General features: G+C 55.7%; 14 protein-coding genes and 6 pseudogenes. 6 read left to right on the forward strand and 14 right to left on the reverse strand.

What is annotated here, in order from left to right; translation table 11 throughout:
- Positions 1–11 precede the first annotated feature (11 nt).
- The 6 genes from FGF54_RS25600 to FGF54_RS25625 are packed head-to-tail and all read right to left on the reverse strand — an operon-like array spanning position 12 to position 6,028.
- Positions 12–1,004, reverse strand: coding sequence for a tripartite tricarboxylate transporter substrate binding protein (locus FGF54_RS25600; RefSeq protein WP_142781723.1), 993 nt, complete (start codon positions 1,002–1,004; stop codon positions 12–14).
- Position 1,005: 1 nt separating this feature from the next.
- A complete protein-coding gene (locus FGF54_RS25605) occupies positions 1,006–2,517 on the reverse strand; it encodes a tripartite tricarboxylate transporter permease (protein WP_142781724.1) in 1,512 nt (503 codons plus the stop codon).
- 7 nt (positions 2,518–2,524) lie between these two features.
- A complete protein-coding gene (locus tag FGF54_RS25610; protein ID WP_142781725.1) occupies positions 2,525–3,013 on the reverse strand; it encodes a tripartite tricarboxylate transporter TctB family protein in 489 nt (162 codons plus the stop codon).
- A gap of 42 nt (positions 3,014–3,055) precedes the next feature.
- Positions 3,056–4,129, reverse strand: coding sequence for a nitronate monooxygenase family protein (locus FGF54_RS25615; RefSeq protein ID WP_142781726.1), 1,074 nt, complete (start codon positions 4,127–4,129; stop codon positions 3,056–3,058).
- Positions 4,129–4,971: an alpha/beta fold hydrolase gene (locus FGF54_RS25620; RefSeq protein WP_168208264.1), complete on the reverse strand. Its 843-nt coding sequence runs from the start codon at positions 4,969–4,971 to the stop codon at positions 4,129–4,131. The genes FGF54_RS25615 and FGF54_RS25620 overlap by 1 nt, the downstream gene beginning before the upstream one ends.
- Before the next feature lie 19 nt (positions 4,972–4,990).
- The gene (locus FGF54_RS25625) at positions 4,991–6,028 is read right to left on the reverse strand and encodes a hypothetical protein (protein ID WP_142781728.1); all 1,038 of its coding nucleotides are present in this window, start codon (positions 6,026–6,028) and stop codon (positions 4,991–4,993) included.
- Between the two features lie 698 nt (positions 6,029–6,726).
- On the opposite strand from FGF54_RS25625, the pseudogene FGF54_RS27655 reads away from it, so the two are divergent.
- Together FGF54_RS27655 and FGF54_RS25630 are read left to right on the forward strand one after the other, a co-directional pair.
- A pseudogene (locus FGF54_RS27655) lies at positions 6,727–7,205 on the forward strand (transposase); the annotation flags it as partial.
- Positions 7,196–7,595: pseudogene (locus FGF54_RS25630) on the forward strand (L,D-transpeptidase); the annotation flags it as partial. The pseudogenes FGF54_RS27655 and FGF54_RS25630, both read left to right, overlap by 10 nt.
- Positions 7,596–7,909: 314 nt before the next feature.
- Here FGF54_RS25630 and FGF54_RS25635 read toward each other — a convergent pair.
- The 8 genes from FGF54_RS25635 to FGF54_RS27660 all read right to left on the reverse strand — a co-directional run bounded on the left by FGF54_RS25635 (position 7,910) and on the right by FGF54_RS27660 (position 15,684).
- The gene (locus tag FGF54_RS25635; RefSeq protein WP_168208265.1) at positions 7,910–8,851 is read right to left on the reverse strand and encodes a dihydrodipicolinate synthase family protein; all 942 of its coding nucleotides are present in this window, start codon (positions 8,849–8,851) and stop codon (positions 7,910–7,912) included.
- A gap of 63 nt (positions 8,852–8,914) precedes the next feature.
- Complete coding sequence (locus FGF54_RS25640; protein ID WP_142781730.1) at positions 8,915–9,940, reverse strand: ABC transporter substrate-binding protein; 1,026 nt, start codon at positions 9,938–9,940, stop codon at positions 8,915–8,917.
- A gap of 55 nt (positions 9,941–9,995) precedes the next feature.
- Positions 9,996–11,072: an ABC transporter ATP-binding protein gene (locus FGF54_RS25645; protein ID WP_246667071.1), complete on the reverse strand. Its 1,077-nt coding sequence runs from the start codon at positions 11,070–11,072 to the stop codon at positions 9,996–9,998.
- A 28-nt stretch (positions 11,073–11,100) separates the two neighbouring features.
- Positions 11,101–12,837 (reverse strand): iron ABC transporter permease, encoded by a 1,737-nt coding sequence (locus FGF54_RS25650; protein ID WP_168208266.1) that lies wholly within the window; start codon positions 12,835–12,837, stop codon positions 11,101–11,103.
- A 115-nt stretch (positions 12,838–12,952) separates the two neighbouring features.
- Positions 12,953–14,032: a hypothetical protein gene (locus FGF54_RS25655; protein ID WP_142781733.1), complete on the reverse strand. Its 1,080-nt coding sequence runs from the start codon at positions 14,030–14,032 to the stop codon at positions 12,953–12,955.
- 127 nt (positions 14,033–14,159) lie between these two features.
- On the reverse strand, positions 14,160–14,558 hold the full coding sequence (locus tag FGF54_RS25660; protein ID WP_142781734.1) for a hypothetical protein: 399 nt from the start codon (positions 14,556–14,558) through the stop codon (positions 14,160–14,162).
- A gap of 136 nt (positions 14,559–14,694) precedes the next feature.
- Positions 14,695–15,294 carry a cysteine hydrolase family protein gene (locus FGF54_RS25665; RefSeq protein ID WP_142781735.1) on the reverse strand — a complete coding sequence of 200 codons (600 nt, stop codon included), beginning with the start codon at positions 15,292–15,294 and terminating at the stop codon, positions 14,695–14,697.
- Positions 15,295–15,615: 321 nt separating this feature from the next.
- On the reverse strand, positions 15,616–15,684 hold the full coding sequence (locus FGF54_RS27660) for an FAD-linked oxidase C-terminal domain-containing protein (RefSeq protein ID WP_246667081.1): 69 nt from the start codon (positions 15,682–15,684) through the stop codon (positions 15,616–15,618).
- Between the two features lie 94 nt (positions 15,685–15,778).
- Here FGF54_RS27660 and FGF54_RS25675 point away from each other — a divergent pair.
- From FGF54_RS25675 to FGF54_RS25685, 4 pseudogenes are all read left to right on the forward strand, one after another.
- A pseudogene (locus tag FGF54_RS25675) lies at positions 15,779–16,233 on the forward strand (IS3 family transposase); the annotation flags it as partial.
- Positions 16,228–16,503: pseudogene (locus tag FGF54_RS27455) on the forward strand (integrase core domain-containing protein); the annotation flags it as partial. The pseudogenes FGF54_RS25675 and FGF54_RS27455, both read left to right, overlap by 6 nt.
- Before the next feature lie 211 nt (positions 16,504–16,714).
- Positions 16,715–17,493, forward strand: a pseudogene (locus tag FGF54_RS25680) (IS5 family transposase).
- Between the two features lie 68 nt (positions 17,494–17,561).
- Positions 17,562–18,678, forward strand: a pseudogene (locus FGF54_RS25685) (IS701 family transposase).
- Positions 18,679–18,744: the final 66 nt, after the last annotated feature.

Raw genomic sequence — 18,744 nt, forward strand, 5'->3', positions numbered from 1 at the left:
ATGCGAATCGGTTACTCAAACTTCAGGCCAGCGGCCTTGACGACGGCACGGACGCCTGCGACTTCCCGCACGATCTGCGCGCCGAACTCTCCCGTAACGAGTTTCCCCGGTTTGACGCCGATCGTATGAAGCTTCTCTTGGACGCTTTGCTCCTTCAGGGCATCGCTGATCAGGCCAGCGATTTCCTGTGCCTGCTCAGGGGTGGTGCCCTTCGGCGCAAATATCCCGGTCCAGAGGCTGCTGCTGACCTCGGAATAGCCAAGCTCACCGGCAGACGGGATTTCAGGCAGCGCGGCAATACGGTCCGCACCGGTCACGAGCAATGCACGGGTCTGGCCGCTTGAGACCGTAGACAGCGTCGTGTTGTGGTCCCCCAGGAGGAAGCTTATCTGCCCGTTCAGAACACCGACAAGCGCTTCCGAGGAACTCTTGTAGGAGATGGCTTGCGCCTGCAAACCGGAGACAAGCTTCAATTGCTCGGTCGGGATCGTATAGGCCGGGGCAACCGCAGCGTAGTTCGACTTTTCCGGATTGGCTTTGGACCAGGACACGAACTCGGCGAAGGTTCTCGCGGGGTGACCGGCGGCGACTATCATCACAAGCTGCGGATAATCCGCGATGATGGCGACCGGCACAAGATCCTTGATCGGGTCGTAGTTCAGTTTGGGATAGATCGCGGCGGCCATGGAGATGGCCGAGTTTCCTGTTGCCAGCAATGTCCCCCCGTCAGGCTTCGCCCGCGTGACGAATTCTGCGGCGAGCTGACCGCTTGCTCCCGGCTTGTTTTCGACGATGAACGGGCGTCCAGCCGACTTGCCCAGCGCCTCGGCGATAATCCGTGCGGACAGGTCATTTCCGCCGCCCGGCGCGTATCCCACGATGAGCCGTGTGGTACTGTCCTGCGCCAGGGCTGGTGTTGAGGCAACGCAGAGGAAAGCGAGGCATTGCAGCATTCTTTTAAATGTCATCATGATTCCTTTCTCCATTGTCAAAGCAGCGCTCATGTCAGTCCTCCTCAACGAACACCTCGTCACGCTTGCCGCGGATCGCAGGCATTACGGACAGGATCAGAAGTGCTGCGGAAATCGTCAGCAGGACGATGGAAAGCGTAGAAGTGAAAAAGACAGATGTATCACCGCGAGAGATAATCAGCGCACGGCGCAAGTTCTCCTCGACCATCATACCCAGAACCATGCCCAGGATCAGGGGGGCAGGCTCGAAGTCCAGCTTGATCAGCACGTAACCGACCACACCAAATCCGCCTGCCAGAATAACGTCGAAGGCTGAGTTATTGATGGAGTACATCCCGATCGAGCAGAAGACGATGATCGCCGGGAAGAGCAGCCGGTAGGGGACCCGCAGAAGCTTCACCCACATGCCCACGAGCGGCAGGTTGATGACCAGCAGCATAAGGTTACCGATCCACATCGACGCGATCAGACCCCAGACCAGTGCAGGCTGCTTTTCCATGACCTGCGGTCCCGGAACGATACCCTGGATCATCATTGCACCGATCATCAATGCCATGACCGCATTCGAAGGCAGGCCAAGGGTCAGAAGCGGGATGAACGAGGTTTGCGCTGCAGCGTTGTTAGCACTTTCCGGCGCAGCCACGCCTTCGATCGCTCCTTTGCCGAACTGGGCACGGTTGCGGGAAATCTTCTTTTCAAGCGTATAGGCAGCAAAAGAAGAGATCGTGGCACCGCCACCCGGCAATATGCCAAGGATCGAACCAAGGCCGGTACCGCGCAAAACAGGAAAAAAACAGTTTTTGAAGTCCTGCCATGTTGGCATCAGCCCCTGGATCTTCTGCGTCAACACAGAACGGTCCACGCTGCTGCCCTCAAGATTCCTGAAAATCTCTGCAAAGCCGAACAGGCCCATCGCGACCACAGAGAAGTCCAGTCCGTCGGACAGTTCCGGCATGCCAAGTGTCAGGCGTTGCGCGCCGGTCTCCATGTCTGAACCGATCATCGCGAGAAGCAGGCCAAGGGCGACCATGGCAAGCGCACGAAAAACCGATCCGCGCGCCAGCACGACCGCAAGAATGAGACCCAGCACCATCAGCGAAAAGTATTCCACCGCACCGAAGGCCAGGGCCACGGATGTCAAGGGTTCGCCAAGGATCGAGACGAGCAATGTCGAAACGCAGCCAGCGAAGAAAGAGCCGATCGCAGCGACCGCCAGAGCCTTTCCGGCCTGTCCCTTCTGCGCCATCTTGAAGCCGTCGAGGGCAGTCACGATGGAACTGGCCTCGCCAGGTATGTTGACGAGGATCGATGTCGTGGAGCCGCCATATTGGGCGCCATAGTATATACCGGCGAGCATGATGAGCGCAGTTTCGGGTGGCATTCCGAATGTCAGCGGCAAGAGCATGGCCACCGTTGCAACAGTTCCCACACCCGGAAGGACCCCGACCAGGGTTCCCATCAAGGCGCCGACGAAACACATCGCGAGGTTCATTGGCGACAATGCGACGCCGAAGCCCATTCCGAGATTGTAGAGAAAATCCGTCATGCCATCCTCACAACGCAGGCCAGAGTGTGAAGGGCAGCGACAGGCCATAATAGAACAGCGCCGTGCAGAAGACGGTCATGCAGACACCGGCAATCATCGCCTCGCCCCACCGCGTTTCCTTAGTCGCGAGAGCCGCGATCAGGTATGTCAGGAAAGAGGTGACGACGATTCCGAGCGGGCTGACCGCAAACGCGAAGAAGATGATCGAAGCAAACAGCGTCAGTGGACCCCGCAGGGCGAGGCTCGGCAGTGCAGGCCCACGTATGACGAGTCCTATACCGATCAGAATAGCGGAAAGCACCATGAGCAGACTGGCGATCAGGCGCGGCATTGTACCAGCCCCGAAGGTATAGCCATGCATTGCACTCAGGTTGCCGGTCAGCCAATAAGCCGTGGCTGACAGGACAAGAAGGGCGAATCCACCCCAAAAATTTCGCGGAGACGCGATGATCGGACGCGCGCCCGATGCGTTTCCTTCCTTTACCAAAGACTCCAAAACCCTGTTCTCCCTTTTATATTTGGGTTAAAGTCGTGCCGGTCAGTCCCATGCTATCTCTTGAGAGATCCCCTTAAGTCTTTGAGACGCGACCTGCACGATTTCATGGATAATCTGTTCGCAACTCACGATCTCCGTGATTGCTGCGGCAGCCTGCCCCGCAGGCAGGAGGCCGTTCTCCACATCGCCCTGCTCAAGCCCAAGCCGCAAAAGCTCGGGCAGGCCGGCCATGCGCAAAGTCTGGCTGGCGGCCACCGGCCCTTCTTTCAACGATTTCAGGCTCAGCGCGAGGAACTGGAAAAAGCTCAGCTTCTGCTGCGTCCTGAAGTTCCATGCGGCGCGAAAGGCCGGCATCATCTTCCCCGCTGCCGTATTCTGTTCCATCGCGAAAACCAGGCGGTTCGCAATCACCCGTTGCGGCAAACCGTCAATGGCGGTGGAAACAGCAATGCGCATCGGATCAGTGACTTTTGCATAGTATGCAAGTGTGGGCGCCGCAACCCGTGCATTTGTCGTCATCATGAACCGCGTGCCCATCGCGATCCCGACGGCCCCGCAGGCCAACGCGGCGGCCAGCCCCCGCCCGTCCTTGAAGCCGCCTGCGGCCACCACTGGAATACTCACCGCATCGAGGACCTGCGGCAGCAGGACCATTGTGGAGACAGCACCGGTATGCCCACCACCCTCGCCGCCCTGCACAAGCAGGATATCGGCACCTGCCTCGGCGGCTTTAACGGCATGGCGGACCGCCCCGACATTCGTCATGCACACGACGCCATGGGACTTCAGCCGTTCGAGCGTGGCCGATGTAACGCCACGACCGTAACAGAAGGCGCGCACATCATGACGGATGATAGCGTCCACGACCTCATCCAGATTTGGCTGCAAACCAGTGGCATAGACGCCGAAGGGCGCGAATGTCGATTGCCTGATCCTGGCGATTTCTGCATCGACCTCACCGGCCATGACGGTTGTCGAGGCAAAGATGCCGAAGCCACCCGCCTTGCTCACATCGCTCGCAAGCCGCGCATCTGAAACCCAGGTCATCGGGCTCTGGATGATCGGATATCGCGACCCGAGCCGCTCCGTCAGCGAAGTTCGTAGCAAAGCGTGCATCAGTTTTCCCTGCCCAGAAGGAAGTCGCGGACAACCGTATTGAAGCGATCCGGGTGCTCCATCATCGGCATGTGGCCGCAGTTGTCGAATACCTCCAGCCTTGCCCGTTCGATACCCGCGACCAAGGGTTCGGCATCGGACAGCGGCGCACCGGCGTCATCACGGCCCCACACCAGCAGCGTATCAGCTCTGATCTGATCGAGACGATGGCCGATACGAAGATCCGGCCGCGTCGCCATTTCCTTGTGTCCCTTGAGAGATTCACGCCAGCAGTCCATCACCCAGTCCTGCGCATAGGCGGTCATCACCGGCGTGAAGGCGGCATCGGGCAGACAGGCCGGGTCATAGACATAACAGCGCATCCAGTCATGCCAGCCGCGAAGGGTGAGCTGCCCTATCCTCGGGTCGTCACGCCTGAGCGTAGCATCAACGCTGGCCGCCAGGATTTCGGGGCTGGCGAATGCAGCCGATCCGTTGACGACGAGCTTTGTCAGGCGATCAGGCATCCGCAGATGCAAAAGCGTCGAAAGCAGCGCACCGTGGGAACTGCCGCTTGCATAGAATTCGCCGAAACCGAGGGCATCCACCAGCGCTTCGAGATGATCTACCCGTTGCTCGACCGGATGGGCCCCCTGCGAGAAATCGGCGGGTCCTGTGAAGCCGGAGCCCAGTGTATCCGCCGCCACGACATAGAAATTCTCGCCAAGCGCATCGACGTTGCAGAACCAGTGCTCGGCAGAGAGGATGCGCCCATGCACCATGAGGAGCGGCATACCGCATGGATCACCGGCAGTCAGATAGCGGGTGCGAATACCGTTGACGGTGATAAAGCGTGCTTGCATCGTGTGACCCCGCGTCCGTTCAGCCGTAAACCGGCTGCAATTCATCTTCGAAATGCGCAAAATCGCCCGTGAAGGCACCATCGCTGGCGATGTGATGATCGCCGATCCACAGCGACTGTCTGCTCATGACACCATCGGGATGGTTCTCGCCGCCGCCCGGAATCCACCACGGACGTCCGAACCCGACGGCATCGTTGCCGGCGGCACGCACGTCCTCCAGAAGATTGCTGCCGGTGAAGCGGGCCACCGGATTGAACGCATGTGTCAGATGGATGACATAGCCAAGATCGCCTCCACAGGCCCGGCGCAGGGCACGATCCATCAGGCGGCGATCAAAGCCACCGCCTTCCACAGAGCGGATCGCGCCATCGACCTCGACGGTAATCGGCGTCTGCAGGCGTGTGTAGTATTCATGATAGGCACATTCAATGACGATGCGGCCTTTCACGCTTTCCAGATCGGGACACATGAAAAGGTTGCCAGGGATCGAGTAAATCCCGCCAATGGTCGCCTGTCGCGGCTTGGTAAGGCTTGGCGCGGCAAGACGAAACGAGATGTCAGTGCCAAGCGGGGTTGTGATGCGACAGGAAAGCCCATTTTGCTGCGCTTTCGCCACAAGGTTGTCGAGCGTTGACTGGACCAGGTACAGTACATCCAGATCGACCTTGCCATAGAGGCTAGCAAGACCATCCGAGTTCAATCCCACTGCAAGATTGTAGCGCACAATACCCTTCTTTAGCGCAGCGTCGAAAATGTGAGATCCGGCAATGTAAGGCAATGTCAGGTCGATCCAGACCGTAGATTCCAGCGCCGCCGCCGCGACCGTCGGAGGAATGTAGGGATCGGCGAGCGCGCCCTGGAAGGGCAACTGCGCAATAGTCATCACAGAGTATTGGGCACCGGCAAGTCGAACCGCGTTGCAGATTGCTTCGATCGCCCCTACATCTGTGAGCGTATCGGCCGTGACCAGCACCACATCCTTCGCGGTTACAGCCATTTGATCTTGGATTAGCGCGATAGCACCGCGCAGGACGTCTGATTTTTGATAAGCCGACAAGCGTTCCTCCATCTATCCGGCCAAGGCATTTCAATGCCCTGAAGCCCCCGGACTTGACGAAACTCTATATCGCGCTTTTGACCTTGGGAATTACGCTGAGCTTATACTAGAGTTGGCCTTTTCTTATATAAGGCGAGAATGGCGGAGCAGAATAGCCGCTCATAGCGGCGGAATAATTCATCAATGAACAAAGTAAAGTCCAACTGCTTAAGAGACGTCCACAGGCGAGGTCTGGACGTTTGGCACTGCTCGTGATTTTATACCAATAAAGGGATCGGATTTGCGATAAACCATCGCCGCATTGGTCAGAAACGATGCGCTTTGTCATCTGGCAAGGTTATTCTTGGTAGCTGGACAACTCTTCGCAGTTTGATTGATAGAATGCTATCAGATGAAGCGCCTGGAACAATTTTATACGTGGTGAATAGCAAATCCTGGCTCTGTTAAAGGCGACCCGTCTGTCAATCTGGTATGATATATCAGACGTGAGTACCGAGGAGCACGATGATCTGGTAAACTTCCGACGTTTCTGCGGCTTTTACAGATCGGAGTCGACACAGGAACGGATAACGTACTCATTTTCGAAAGGCTCTCATCGTCCGTAGAGTTTCCAACTGCGATGGCAACAATGAGACGCCATAACACGTTGGACTAAACGCCTAGGAGGCTGTCCGAGTAATATCTAGATTGGTCTAGTGATGCATGTTCATGTTCTCTATAGCAATACCTTCCGCGGTTGGGACGTTGATCAAGGCTGTATTCTGCCGACTTTGTTTCATGAATTCATGCCTGCCGGGCACATACCGATTTTGTCCAGGATACTGTTCGGAAGGCGCTTGATCTGTCTGTCATTGTCGATACCTGCGCTGGGGAGCGTGACTAACCGCCGTACCATCTCAGCATGATGGTGGCGCTGCTTCTTTATTGCTACAGTCGGCCCTTATTCGTCATGCAAGCTTGACCGTATCTGCAAGGAGCGGGTTGACGACGTGATGGCGGTGACTGGGTTGAACCGGCCTCACTTCCGAACGATCTCCGATTTCTGCAAGTGCCACCTGTGCGCCTTGTCGGATTTCTTCGCACATGTTTTAGGCTTTCGCCGCTGGGGCAGTTCGGTCATGTTTATGTTGCGGTGGATGGCACTAAGCTGGAGACCTACGCCTCGCATCGAAATTCTTTTATTTCGTCGGGCTGGGCGCAACGGCCATGCCTTACGGCACGGGCCTCGGCCACACCTGCTTCGCCTGGAAAGGTGAAGGTGTCATCCGGTGGCGCCAGAAATGGCCGCGCTGGAAGCCACCTGCAGAAATGATCGCACGGCAACCCGAGCTTGAGAAATATTCAGCATAGAACGGCGGGCAGGAGCCAACCGAGGAATGCGCTTGGAGCACGCACCGTCTATATCTTCCAGAACAGGCATGACATGCGCTATCGTCTGCATGGAACGAAAGAACGGCCATTCATCGGCAAGTCGGTTTCCTCCGGCTGCGTGCACCTCATCAACCAGGATGTCATCGATCTCTACGACCGCGTGCCCTACAAGGCCCGCATTGTCGTCAAACAATAGACCACTGACAGCAGGCTCGTGGGCTTTGCCGGGCACCGAATGTGCCCGGCTCGGAGGCGGCAGTTACATACCATATCCTCACCCGGAGGCTGCATGTCGCGCCAACGGAATCGTGGCGTTTCAACATATCCTCGGCAACCGCATCTTGCAGATAGGAACACTAAAAGATGCTCTTCGGGGATAGATCTGCCCATATCGATCGGCGCATCATCTGTAAGGCCTCCCGAGTGTCCGCAACGCTCGCCAACCAGTCTGCCCCGACAGCCCCTCAGACAACAGAAGAAAGTCGCAAGGCCGATGGCAAGCGCAATACATCATACATGGGCATAAGGGCGCGGCGAGATCGGCGCGGGGATACCTGGAATATCGAGAGCGACGATATCGTCGATTCGCCGATCGAGATCGTTATTACCGATGGGCAGACGCGGTGCTCTCAGCATGCCGGCCGGAAAGCCGAATGCGTTCATGAGAGGCTTGACCGACCTCATTCCCACTCCCCCGGAGCGTAAGATGATCCCCGTAAGTCTCATCAATTTGCCATAGGCCGCAGCCAGAGCGGGATAATCATTAGCCTCCCATGCGTCGATCACCGATTGCACCAGTTGGGGCGCGAAATTGCCTTCGGACCCCATGAAACCGTTGGCACCCAGTCCCAGAGAGTTCAGAGCCAGTGCCGGTCCGGCATTGTGGATTTCAAGTCTGTCTCCCAGCCGGTGAATGAGCTCGGCGTAGTAGCTCAGATCGACGCCACCATAGGCAATACCCTGAATTTGCGAATACTTGTTGCAGAGCCGCTCAACGAGCGACAACGGCAGTTCGTACCCCATCGACTTGGGATGGCTGGATAGCCAGAACTTGAGAGGGGAGGATTCGATAATCGTCGAATAGTAAATCTCCAGTTCCGCTTCATTTGGTTTGACGCCGTGGCCCAGGTCCAGCGAGAATATCTGCGCAGCCCCGACACCCGCCTTCTCGACCTGTTGCATGAAGGAGATGAGTTCCTGCGCGTTTCGTGGCTCAAATCCCATGGCGCGATATGGAACCCTGCCTTCCAATTCCTCGCGGGAGATGGCCAGTACCCTGTCTATCTCCTCTTTCGACATGGAATAAACTTCACTGCTGATTGACGAGACATAAACGGAGCATCTCGCGTCTCTTAATCGCCCAAGGTGTTTTCGATACGCCTCTTCGTCCAGTCTTCCACGATCATCGAAGGTCGTAATGCTTACGACGACCACACTGCGTTTCTTGCTCATCTTTCCTCCAGAGACAAAGTTGAATGTCAAAGGGGCAGCGCAAAAGCGTCGTCCCATTCAATATCACAGCCCGAAAGCGCGTGCCCAGGACGCGTTCGACTTGTCGCGTTCGGTCAAAAGCTCTTTCAGCGGGTAGCGCAGGACCTTGATCTTGGACAATGGCACCATGCCTTCCGGCAACGGTGCATCATCGCGCACGGGGTAACGATAGCCCTCAGCCGCAATCACCTGCCCCTCCTTGGAGAGAAGGAAATCTGCAAACAGACGCGCGGCATTAGGATGAGGGGCCTTGGCCAAAATGGCGGCGCTGCTATCGACTGCTATCGCTCCCTCCGTGGGAAATGCTCCATCCACAGGTGCACCTGTGACGTGCTTGGACGAATCCACCAGATAGTTCCAGTCGATTGCAACATCCAGTTCACCCGAGATCAGTTTGTCGTTAATCGGTCCTACGCCAGCGGCAATGAAGGGTTTATTGGCTGCGAGCTTCTCTGCATACTCGTCACCAAATATGCGCCACATGGCATGTCGCCAGTAGCTTCCACCACCAATGGTTCGGGGATCCGAGATGCCAATGCGCCCTTTGTGCTTGGGATCCAGCAACTCACGCCATGAGGTGGGGGGCGTTGGGAACACGTCCGGATTGTACCCTATGATGAAAAGGCTTGTGTTCACCGCGAACCAGGTCTTGTCCTCGGTCACCGCGTCTTTACGGACATTCGCAAATTCCGGAGAGGCGTAAGAGGCCAGAACACCCCTGGCTCGCAGCTCTTCCATTTCCACCGTGCTTGAAAGGTTCACAAGGTCTGCCTGCACCCTTCCAGCCTGAAATTCGGCGTCCAGCCTCGGCAGCATGGCGGATGATGTTGCTCTATAATACTCGACCTTGATATTTGGGTATTTCTTGTTGAACGCCTGTGCGAGTGCGTCCAGCGTTTCACTGGGCATTGATGCGTAGAAGAGCACATTGCCCTCCTTATTCGCAGTCTCGACATTCGGAGCGTCTTGCGCCGATGCTATGGAAAACGGCGTTGTCGCAGCCGATAGCAGCAGCATTCCTCCCAGGACATTTCCAAAAAAAGCTCGCATATCTTCCTCCCTTTTATTGTCTGTTGAATTTCAGGATTTCCTCCGAAGACTTGATTCAAGCAGGAATCGAAGCTCCTCTTGGAATAACGAAACTGTCTTCCGGCCGGATGCTCATAACCACATCACTGCCGGTTTCGAAGCGCATATATGGCGGCACCCGTGCGCTCACATTTCCATCAGCGGTTTTGATGAGGTATTCGGTGCTGTCACCTAGAAAGACCGCTGAAACCACCTTTCCTGGCAGTGCGTTCTCCAGACCGGATTGATGCGGTGCGTGCAAGGTGATGAGCTCAGATCTGAGGCCAAGCGACAGATCTTTGCGGCTGTTTTCATCAACCGATTGAGTGGTCTGAATCCGCCCACCCGATGGCAGCACAAGCGTTGTCCTGCCGTTATCATTCCCCCCGTTTTGAACCGGAAGAAGAGTGACATTGCCCAGGAAGCTTGCTGAAAATTCCGAGCTGGGGCGCTCATAAATCTGACGCGGACTGCCGCTTTGTACGATCTGACCGCGATCCATGACAACGATTTTATCGGAGATGGCCAGAGCCTCAGACTGATCATGCGTGACATAGATCGAGGTAATACCCAGCCTGAGCTGAATTTCACGGATTTCAGTCCGCATGGATTCTCTTAGGCGAATGTCGAGGTTGCTCAGGGGTTCGTCAAAGAGCAACACCTTGCATTCGCAGGCAAGCGCGCGGGCCAGAGCAACGCGTTGCTGTTGACCGCCGGAGAGATGGCCCGGCTTGGCATCAGCATATTTCGCCAGGCCGACGAGATCCAGCATGGCAAGGCACTTTTCCCTCACCTCGGATTTGCTTCGCTTCTGCGCTCTGAGGGGATAGGCGACATTGTCGAAGATCGACATGTGCGGCCACAGTGCATAGGATTGGAAAACCATTCCCAAATTGCGTCGCTCGATGGGAACGTCGATATTCTGCTGACGGCTGAAAATCAGCTCATCACCGATCCAGATCTGGCCTGATGTGGGTTCCTCGAGACCAGCGATCATCCGCAATGTCGTACTTTTCCCGCAGCCGCTTGGTCCCAGAAAGGTTACCAGTTCGCCTTGCGCGATATCGACATCAATCTCTTTTACAGCGTTGAAGCTACCAAAGCTTTTCGTCAATTTGCTTAGCCGGAGCATTTTATCACCTCTACACTGAATGATTGGTTTTAAGCAGACGTTGAGACACATATACGGCGACGAAGATCAGCGCGCTCAGCGCCACCGACATGGCCGCGACCTGAGAAAAATTCCCCTCCTCCTGCGCGTCGAAAATCAACACTGGCAGGACCACCGAAGCATGCGAATACAGCAGGATCGAAACGTTGAGCTCCTTGATCATCAGGGAGAAACTCAGCACCCAGCTTCCTATGATCGTATTGCGAAGCAGAGGGATCGTAACAGTAGTAGCTGCCCGGATGGGCGACGCGCCCGATACCCGGGCCGCCGCTTCGAGCTCGGGCGACACCTGGGTCATAGAAGCCGATATATTTCGCACTCCGATGGTCAGGTACTTCGCCACAAAGGCGATCAGCAGGATCCAGATTGTGCCGTAGATCGGCAACGGCACATAGATCCAGGCCCAGAGAAACGCGATGCCGAACGCAATGCTGGGTACCGCCAGCGGCAGCGTACTGATGATATCGATGATATTGCGTCCAACCGCTTTGGTGCGCAGCACCACATAAGCAACCGAGACGGCAAGAATCATCGTGATGAGACCGCCGACGATGGACAGGAAAAGGCTGTTATTGACGGCACGGGTGATCGAGCCACGCGTGAAGATATTCTCGTAATTGGCGAGCGTAAACGCAGCAGCCCGTTTCGACCAGAATGGTAGAAAGGAGGCGTAGACCAATACCAGCATCGGCATCAGCACCGTCACGAAGAGATAGACGCCAATTACCAATGTGACGGGCCAGCGCCAGGCGTTCAGCTTGATAAGCTTTGCCCGGTGGCCTTTTCCGGATACCGTTACATAATCATTGGATTTGTTCACGCGACGTTGCAGCCAAAGGCCGATCATCGTGAACATGATCAGCATGATGGCCGAGATGGTCGCATAGGAATAATCGGGCGGCTGACGTGCAACGTTCAGGTAAAGTTCACTCGCAACAAACGGAATATTCGCTGGAAGCGCCAGAATGGCGAGCACGCCGAAGTTCTCGACTGTCAATACGACGCAGAGAAGCGAGACCGCGATGATGCTCGGCGTCACCATTGGCAGGGTAACTTTGTAAAGTGTATAGAGGATGCCACGACCGCAGATGCGTGACGCCTCCTCAACGCTTCCGTCGATAGCGTTCAGCGTACCAGAGGTAAACAGGTACACATAGGGAACCTTGTAGAAGCCTAGGAGCAGGATGATCCCCGTCATCGAATAGATGTTGAACTGGGCGTCCAATCCAACCCAGGTCAATATCCGGTTCAATACGCCGATATTGGGTGCCGCCATGCCAGTCCACGCGATGCCGCCGATCAACGGCGCGACAAAAAGCGGCAATACCAGCATCAGCCTGAAAAAGCCCTTCGCAGGCAGGTTCGTACGCTCCACGCAGAAGGTAAACACACCTCCCGTCACCACTGCGAGTATCGTTGCAAGAAACGCCGAGAGCAGCGTGTTCCACCACGCTTCATGAAAGCGGGGAGACACCAGCGTTTGCCGAATACCTTCCCAACTCATCGACGATTGTCCGCCGGGAACAGAGGCTGCGACGCCGAGCATCACGAGCGGATAGACGATCAGGATGCCCAGAATAATGATCAGGATCACCGAAACGGTGGTTTCGACGGGGCGCCGCCGCATCGTGTCGAAGAGCGCAAGGCTCGATGATTTGCGACCGTCTGGTCCGGCCATGGCGTCCGCATATGAAGATGCTGGTTTCATGTCGTAATCCTTGGGTGTTGCACTGTTGCGACCCATGTTTCAATAAAGGTGACGGTTTCCTGAATGTCTCCGGTCAACGTTAACCATCCATTCACTCATTCAGGACTACAGCCGCTCAGAAGCGATGCGAAGACAACAGTTCGTCCGGATCTCCGAAACGGGCAGCCACGTCTCTGACCACAGCGCTATCAAGTGCGCGCAGGCGACCATTCTCGGACACGATATCATCTCCGACGCGGATCGTAGGAGCCAGAAGATAACCGCCCGTCCCTTCCTTCGTTGCCATGAAGCCCGCCTTGTCGCCGATCATGAAGCAGACCACGCCCGCCTTCTGCACCATGTTGCCGAAGTTGGATTTGACGATACCTTCCTCGATGCTCCCCCGCGGATTGAGGCCGAGAAACAGCTTGGTGCAGATGTTGGAATTCTGCGGATCGGCAAACATCTTGCGAATGGCTGCCGTTTCCTCGCGAATTTCCGGCTCGACATGGCCTCCCTTGATGTCGAACCGCACTGCAGGTGAGATTACATTGGGAATGCGGCGGATCGCCTCGACCATGGCGGTTCCGGCCAAGGTATCTTCGCTGTGGATCATGATCTGGCCAAGCGGCCAGTCGCAGCGTTGGCCGTTACCGAAGGTATCAGCATCGAAACTTCCGCCAAAGAATACGTCGCTGGCTTTGAAGGGTGAAATTACATCGCTGCCATTGGAATCGGTAAATCGTAAGACTCCGTCCTTCATGAAATTTTTGCGCACTTCTCTGGCAATGGCGATGGTGATCTCGGCGGGATAAAGTGAAGCTTCGCTCGCCAGAATCCCTTTGCCACCGCGCAAATCGACCTGTTTAGCGCCGAAATCCCATCTGGCAGTGAGCGCAGACCAGGCATGACCGGTAATAGGATTGGGCGTCTTATCACCAATCCCTATAAAGCAATCGCATCGGTAAAGAGCTTCGACAATAACCGGATTGGGATCGCCACGCATTCCCAGCGCGTCAATCGGTATCGTCGTAATGTCGGCACCGATTTTGCCCCCTACATCACGCAGGACGTCGATGGTTTCCATATCGGACTTCATCGACTCCCACGATGGCATCAGGATAACCTGATCACCGGCCTCGATACCTAGATAGGCAAGAAATTTTTCAGCACCTTCGCGCAGCCTGTCCATGTAGGACTGTTCCAGCTCAGACATATCACCTCACAGCAAATCGTGATTCTATGGTCCATGCCCTGACGTATCCGGTGCACATGCCCGAATACCAAGATCGATGGTCTCGCAGTTTCGTTGTATGGACGGGGTCTGACCCCATAGGATATCTTTATCGGGCAGGCTTTAGAATGCCGGCCCCGGGAATGGCAGCCCACACGGCCAGACGCATGAAACGCGAGAAATGACCGATCAGGGGCTCTTTGTTACGATAGCCGGGGATACGTATTTTGTGTTCAAAGAGCATATTGCCAAGGGTTGCGTCACCCTTGAGCACGTCACTCAGGCAGGATTTGACCTCGACCAGCCGTATTGACCGTGGATCGCCGTCGTCAAAATCACCATCAGCGGAAACGCCGTAGCTGTCCCTTGTTATCTCAAGGTCAAATGCCGGCTCGTCCAGTGGCTCGAACCGAATGCGGAAATCGGCTTGCCCGATTTCCGAGTCCAGTTTCCGGCTGTCATAAGCCAAACGAAACAGGGACTCCGCCCTATTGGCGACTGTATCCATTACAATGTTCCTCCCATTTGCCTTTCACCCTCCCCGGTGAAAGGTTTTTTCTTTCGAATTCACGCTACGCCAATGTGTATCTTTCTTCTCTGTAATGCGGTGCTAAATCGAGGGTGACCTAGCACCCCTCACCATGTCAGCTACGGGCGTTCCAATCGTCCAGAAATTCCTTCTGTGTCGTCACGGTGGAAAATAGAGGCAAAATCTTATCGACGCTGGTCTGGTGGACCTGTTCATCCGGCGAAGCGCAGCAGTCGGAGAGCACGGTGACGTAAAGACCGGAATCGTCGCCAAACCGTGCAGTGCTATCGACCACCATATGCGTATAAACGCCAGCCAGAACGATTCTTTCGATCCTGTGCTTTTCCAGCAGAGCATAGAGATTGGTATTATGGAACGGACTAACTGCCCGCTTCGTGACCACCAGATCGCCGGGTTTGGGCGAAAGTTCGCTCGGGAACTCGGTGCCGAACTCACCCAGGATCATAGCTCCACTTTCTTTCAAATGGGCAAGACGAGACTGCCGGCTTATGGAATCAATGTAGCCTGGCTCGAAACCGACGCGAACGAAGATGACTGGCGCGCTCTTGGCACGCATGGCTGCCTCGACTTCGGCTATCTTGGGTATGAGCCGCTTTTCCGTTACAAGTTTGTGGAACCCTTTCGACCCCACTTTGCCCTTCGGATCGATCAACTCGTTCTGCATGTCCAGAATCAGAAAAGCGGTGCGCTCCAAGATCCAGTTCCTCCCTGGGTTATCGTAAAACTTTATTCGCTCTAAGCGTTAAAGTGTCAGTTCGTTTGTGAGATAAATCATCACCTCTTTCCAGGCTCGTTCATCCCTCCCGACGCGAACCTTAGAAACTGCTATTGAAGCAGTGGAATATCAGAGTGTCGGGGCCATGTTGCTTTTTCAACAAACCTTTAGTGCGGAGATGGGCAACATATAGTTATGTTGCGTCAGCTCGATTTTCTGACCGTCACCTCATTGACCACCTTCAATTGGATCAGATCGATTCCGTCATAGATTGAAATTGTTTCCGACAAGGATGCTTAACTATAAGCGAAAGATTTTTCCGGGATTCATCAGATTTATTGGATCGAAAGCTGTTTTGACAGCCCTCATCAACTCCAAGTGTCACTTATATATTTCTGCCTCAGGAATTCGCAACTGGCGAATCCTATGCTCGGCGCTAAATTGCTGCCAGACTTCCGCTTAGGTGCCGGGAACAGGAAATACCATGACAAGACGACCGTGCCGGAACCATAGTCCGGCTTTCAAGGCGAAAGTGGCCCTTGCCGCTATCCAAAGGTGAGCAGACGCTGGTAGAATTGTCCCTGCAGTTCGACCTGCACGCCAACCAGATCAAACAGTAGCAAGATCAGTTCCTTGAGGGGCGACAGGAGTTTTCGGCGATGAAGGGAAAGCGGAGCCGGCGTGGCCAACAGTCGACGTTATTGGCGTGCTGACGTTAGAGAATGATTTTTATTCGGTGCGCTCGGCAAAGCCGAACTGCTGAGCGGAAAGAAATGATCAACCGCGAGCACAAACTGTCGATTGTTCACCACGCGAAGCTGCTCAGCTTCAGTCGTGAGACCTCTACTATTCGCCCGTCCTGTTTCAGACGGCGATCTGGTCCTTATGCGCCGGATTGACGAACTGCATCTCGAATATACGAGCGAGCAGTTCCAGCGCCTCATGTGCGATCACGGCATCACTTGTTCGATGAGCCGATCCGGAAATGTCTGGGACAACGCCGCAATGGAGAGCTTCTCCTCATCATTGAAAACGGAGAGAACGGCACGCAAGGTATATCGCACAAGGAACGACGCCAGAGCGGACGTGTTCGATTACATCGAGCGCTTTTACAATCCAAAGCGTCGCCACTCGACACTGGGGTATCTCAGCCCGAACGACTTTGAAACCAAGGTGGGATTAGCTTAACCTCGTGTCCGATAAACCCGGCAGCAGGCCAGATATCTGACTTTTTACAATAGCCGACGCCCACATTCATCCCTTGACCGCTAGACGCCGGATCAGGCGCTGATGCCAGTCCTGGCAGCAGCATAATCGAAGCGGAAATCCACTTAGGCAGTGTCCCCATAAACGGGGTTCATCTTGTTGACGGTGTGTGATTCAATCTCCTTGAAAGGAGATTGCCATGCGCCGAAACGAATTGAGCGACGAAGAATGGGCTATCATCGCACCTCTCTTGCCGAACAATAGCCGTGGAATTGAACGCGTCGACGACCGTCGGGTAATCAACGGCATCTTGTGGCGTTTCAGGACTGGTTCGTCCTGGCGAGATGTGCCGGAGCGTTATGGCCCGCGCACGACGCTTTACAATTGGTTCTCCCGCTGGCGTAAGGCGGGCGTCTGGGATCGTCCTCTTGACGCCGTTTCAAAGCGTTCCGATGGCGACATCGTAATGATCGACAGTTCTTGTGTTCGCGTTCACCAGCATGGTGCCAACGCTAAAAAAGGGGCTCTGCCGATCCTTGCATGGGACGTTCTCGCGGCGGCCTGACGACAAAGATCCATGCTCTTGTCGATGCAGATGGAAGACCGGTTCGGCTGGAACTCACCGCCGGCCAAGCTGCCGATGCACCGATGGCTGAGAAGCTGATGAGCGACCTGCAGCCCGGCGCGACAATCTTTGCCGACAAGGCATACGACACCGATGCAATTCGTAACTTTGCCAAGCAACGCAAATGTTGGGCGAACATCCCTGCAAAGGCCAACCGAACGCAGAAATTCAGCTTCAGCCGCTCGGTCTAACGTCAGCGCAACCTCGTGGAACGGTTCTTCAACCGTATCAAGCAGATGCGGGGCCTTGCGACGCGATACGACCGGCGCGCTGATAATTACATGGCCGCCCTGAAGCTTGCAGCGGCGAGGATATGGATCGCCTCAGCTAATGAGTCCGTGTCCTAGCACTACTTTGGCAGATTGAGGCAAGGTTGATTTGAGATTCTACCGGCACCTTTTGACTGGAGGTGCCGATGACGGATATAGGCGCAGAACTTTCGCTGTTTTTACAGCCGTTTATCGATCGGTTCGGGCACAGGAAGCGCGGCGCGATGTGTCCGCTTTATATCGCCGGCCTGATTGGTCCAGGAGATCGCAAGAGCATTGAGCCGATGGCCGCGCGCCTGGTTCCAGGACAATACGATCGTCTCCATCATTTCATTTCCGATGGCCTATGGGACGACGGACCGCTCTGTCTGGAACTGGCGCGTCAGGCGGATCGGATGGTCGGCGCAGACGCTGGTGTCGCTGACATTGGCCCGCGCGGAGGTCCCCGTGCCAGTGGCTTTACGGCTGTTTCTGCCCGAAAGCTGGACTGGGGATCCATCGCGGCTATTAAAGGCCGGCGTTCCCGAGGCGATGCGGGAGCCACGCACCAAACCTGAGATCGCCTTGGAAGAGATTGACCGCCTGATAGCGGCGGGCCTGCGCTTCGGTGTCGTGTTGGCCGATGCCGGGTATGGCTTGTCGGCTGCATTCCGCCAAGGTTTGAGCGCTCGGGGTCTCGTCTGGGCGGTCGGCATACCCAAGCATCAGAAGGTCTATCCCCTTGACGTCGCGCTGATCTTTCCGGTTTCCGGCCATGGCCGGCCGCGCCAGCATTCAATTCCGGATACTCTGTCGATGGCAGCCGAAACGATCCTCGTGGATGCGCGATGGAGGACAGTCAGTTGGCGGAGAGGCACGAAAGGCCGTCTATCGGCGCGGTTTGCCGCAAAACGTATACGTATTGCCGATGGCCCTCCACAGCGCATCCTCGACAAGGGCCAACAGCATATGCCTGGCGAAGAGGCTTGGCTGGTCGGTGAGTGGCGTTCGAACGGAGAACGGAAATACTACTTATCCAACCTGCCTGCCGATACAACGCTCAAGCAACTGGCCGGTGCCATCAAAGCCCGTTGGGTCTGCGAACAGGCGCATCAGCAAATGAAGGAGGAGCTCGGTCTTGACCACTTTGAAGGCCGCTCGTGGAAAGGGTTACATCGTCACTGTCTAATGACAATAATTGCTTATGCTTTCCTCCAACATCACCGCCTTCAGAGCGCAAGACGGGAAAAAAAAGAAGAGGCGCAGGCAAAACGGGCCACCTGAACCGACCTTGCCGACAGTTCGACGCGCCGTTATGGCCGCACTGATCTTGATAGACGTGGAAATACG

The organism is Agrobacterium sp. T29 (assembly GCF_006970545.1).
Lineage (GTDB): Bacteria > Pseudomonadota > Alphaproteobacteria > Rhizobiales > Rhizobiaceae > Agrobacterium > Agrobacterium leguminum.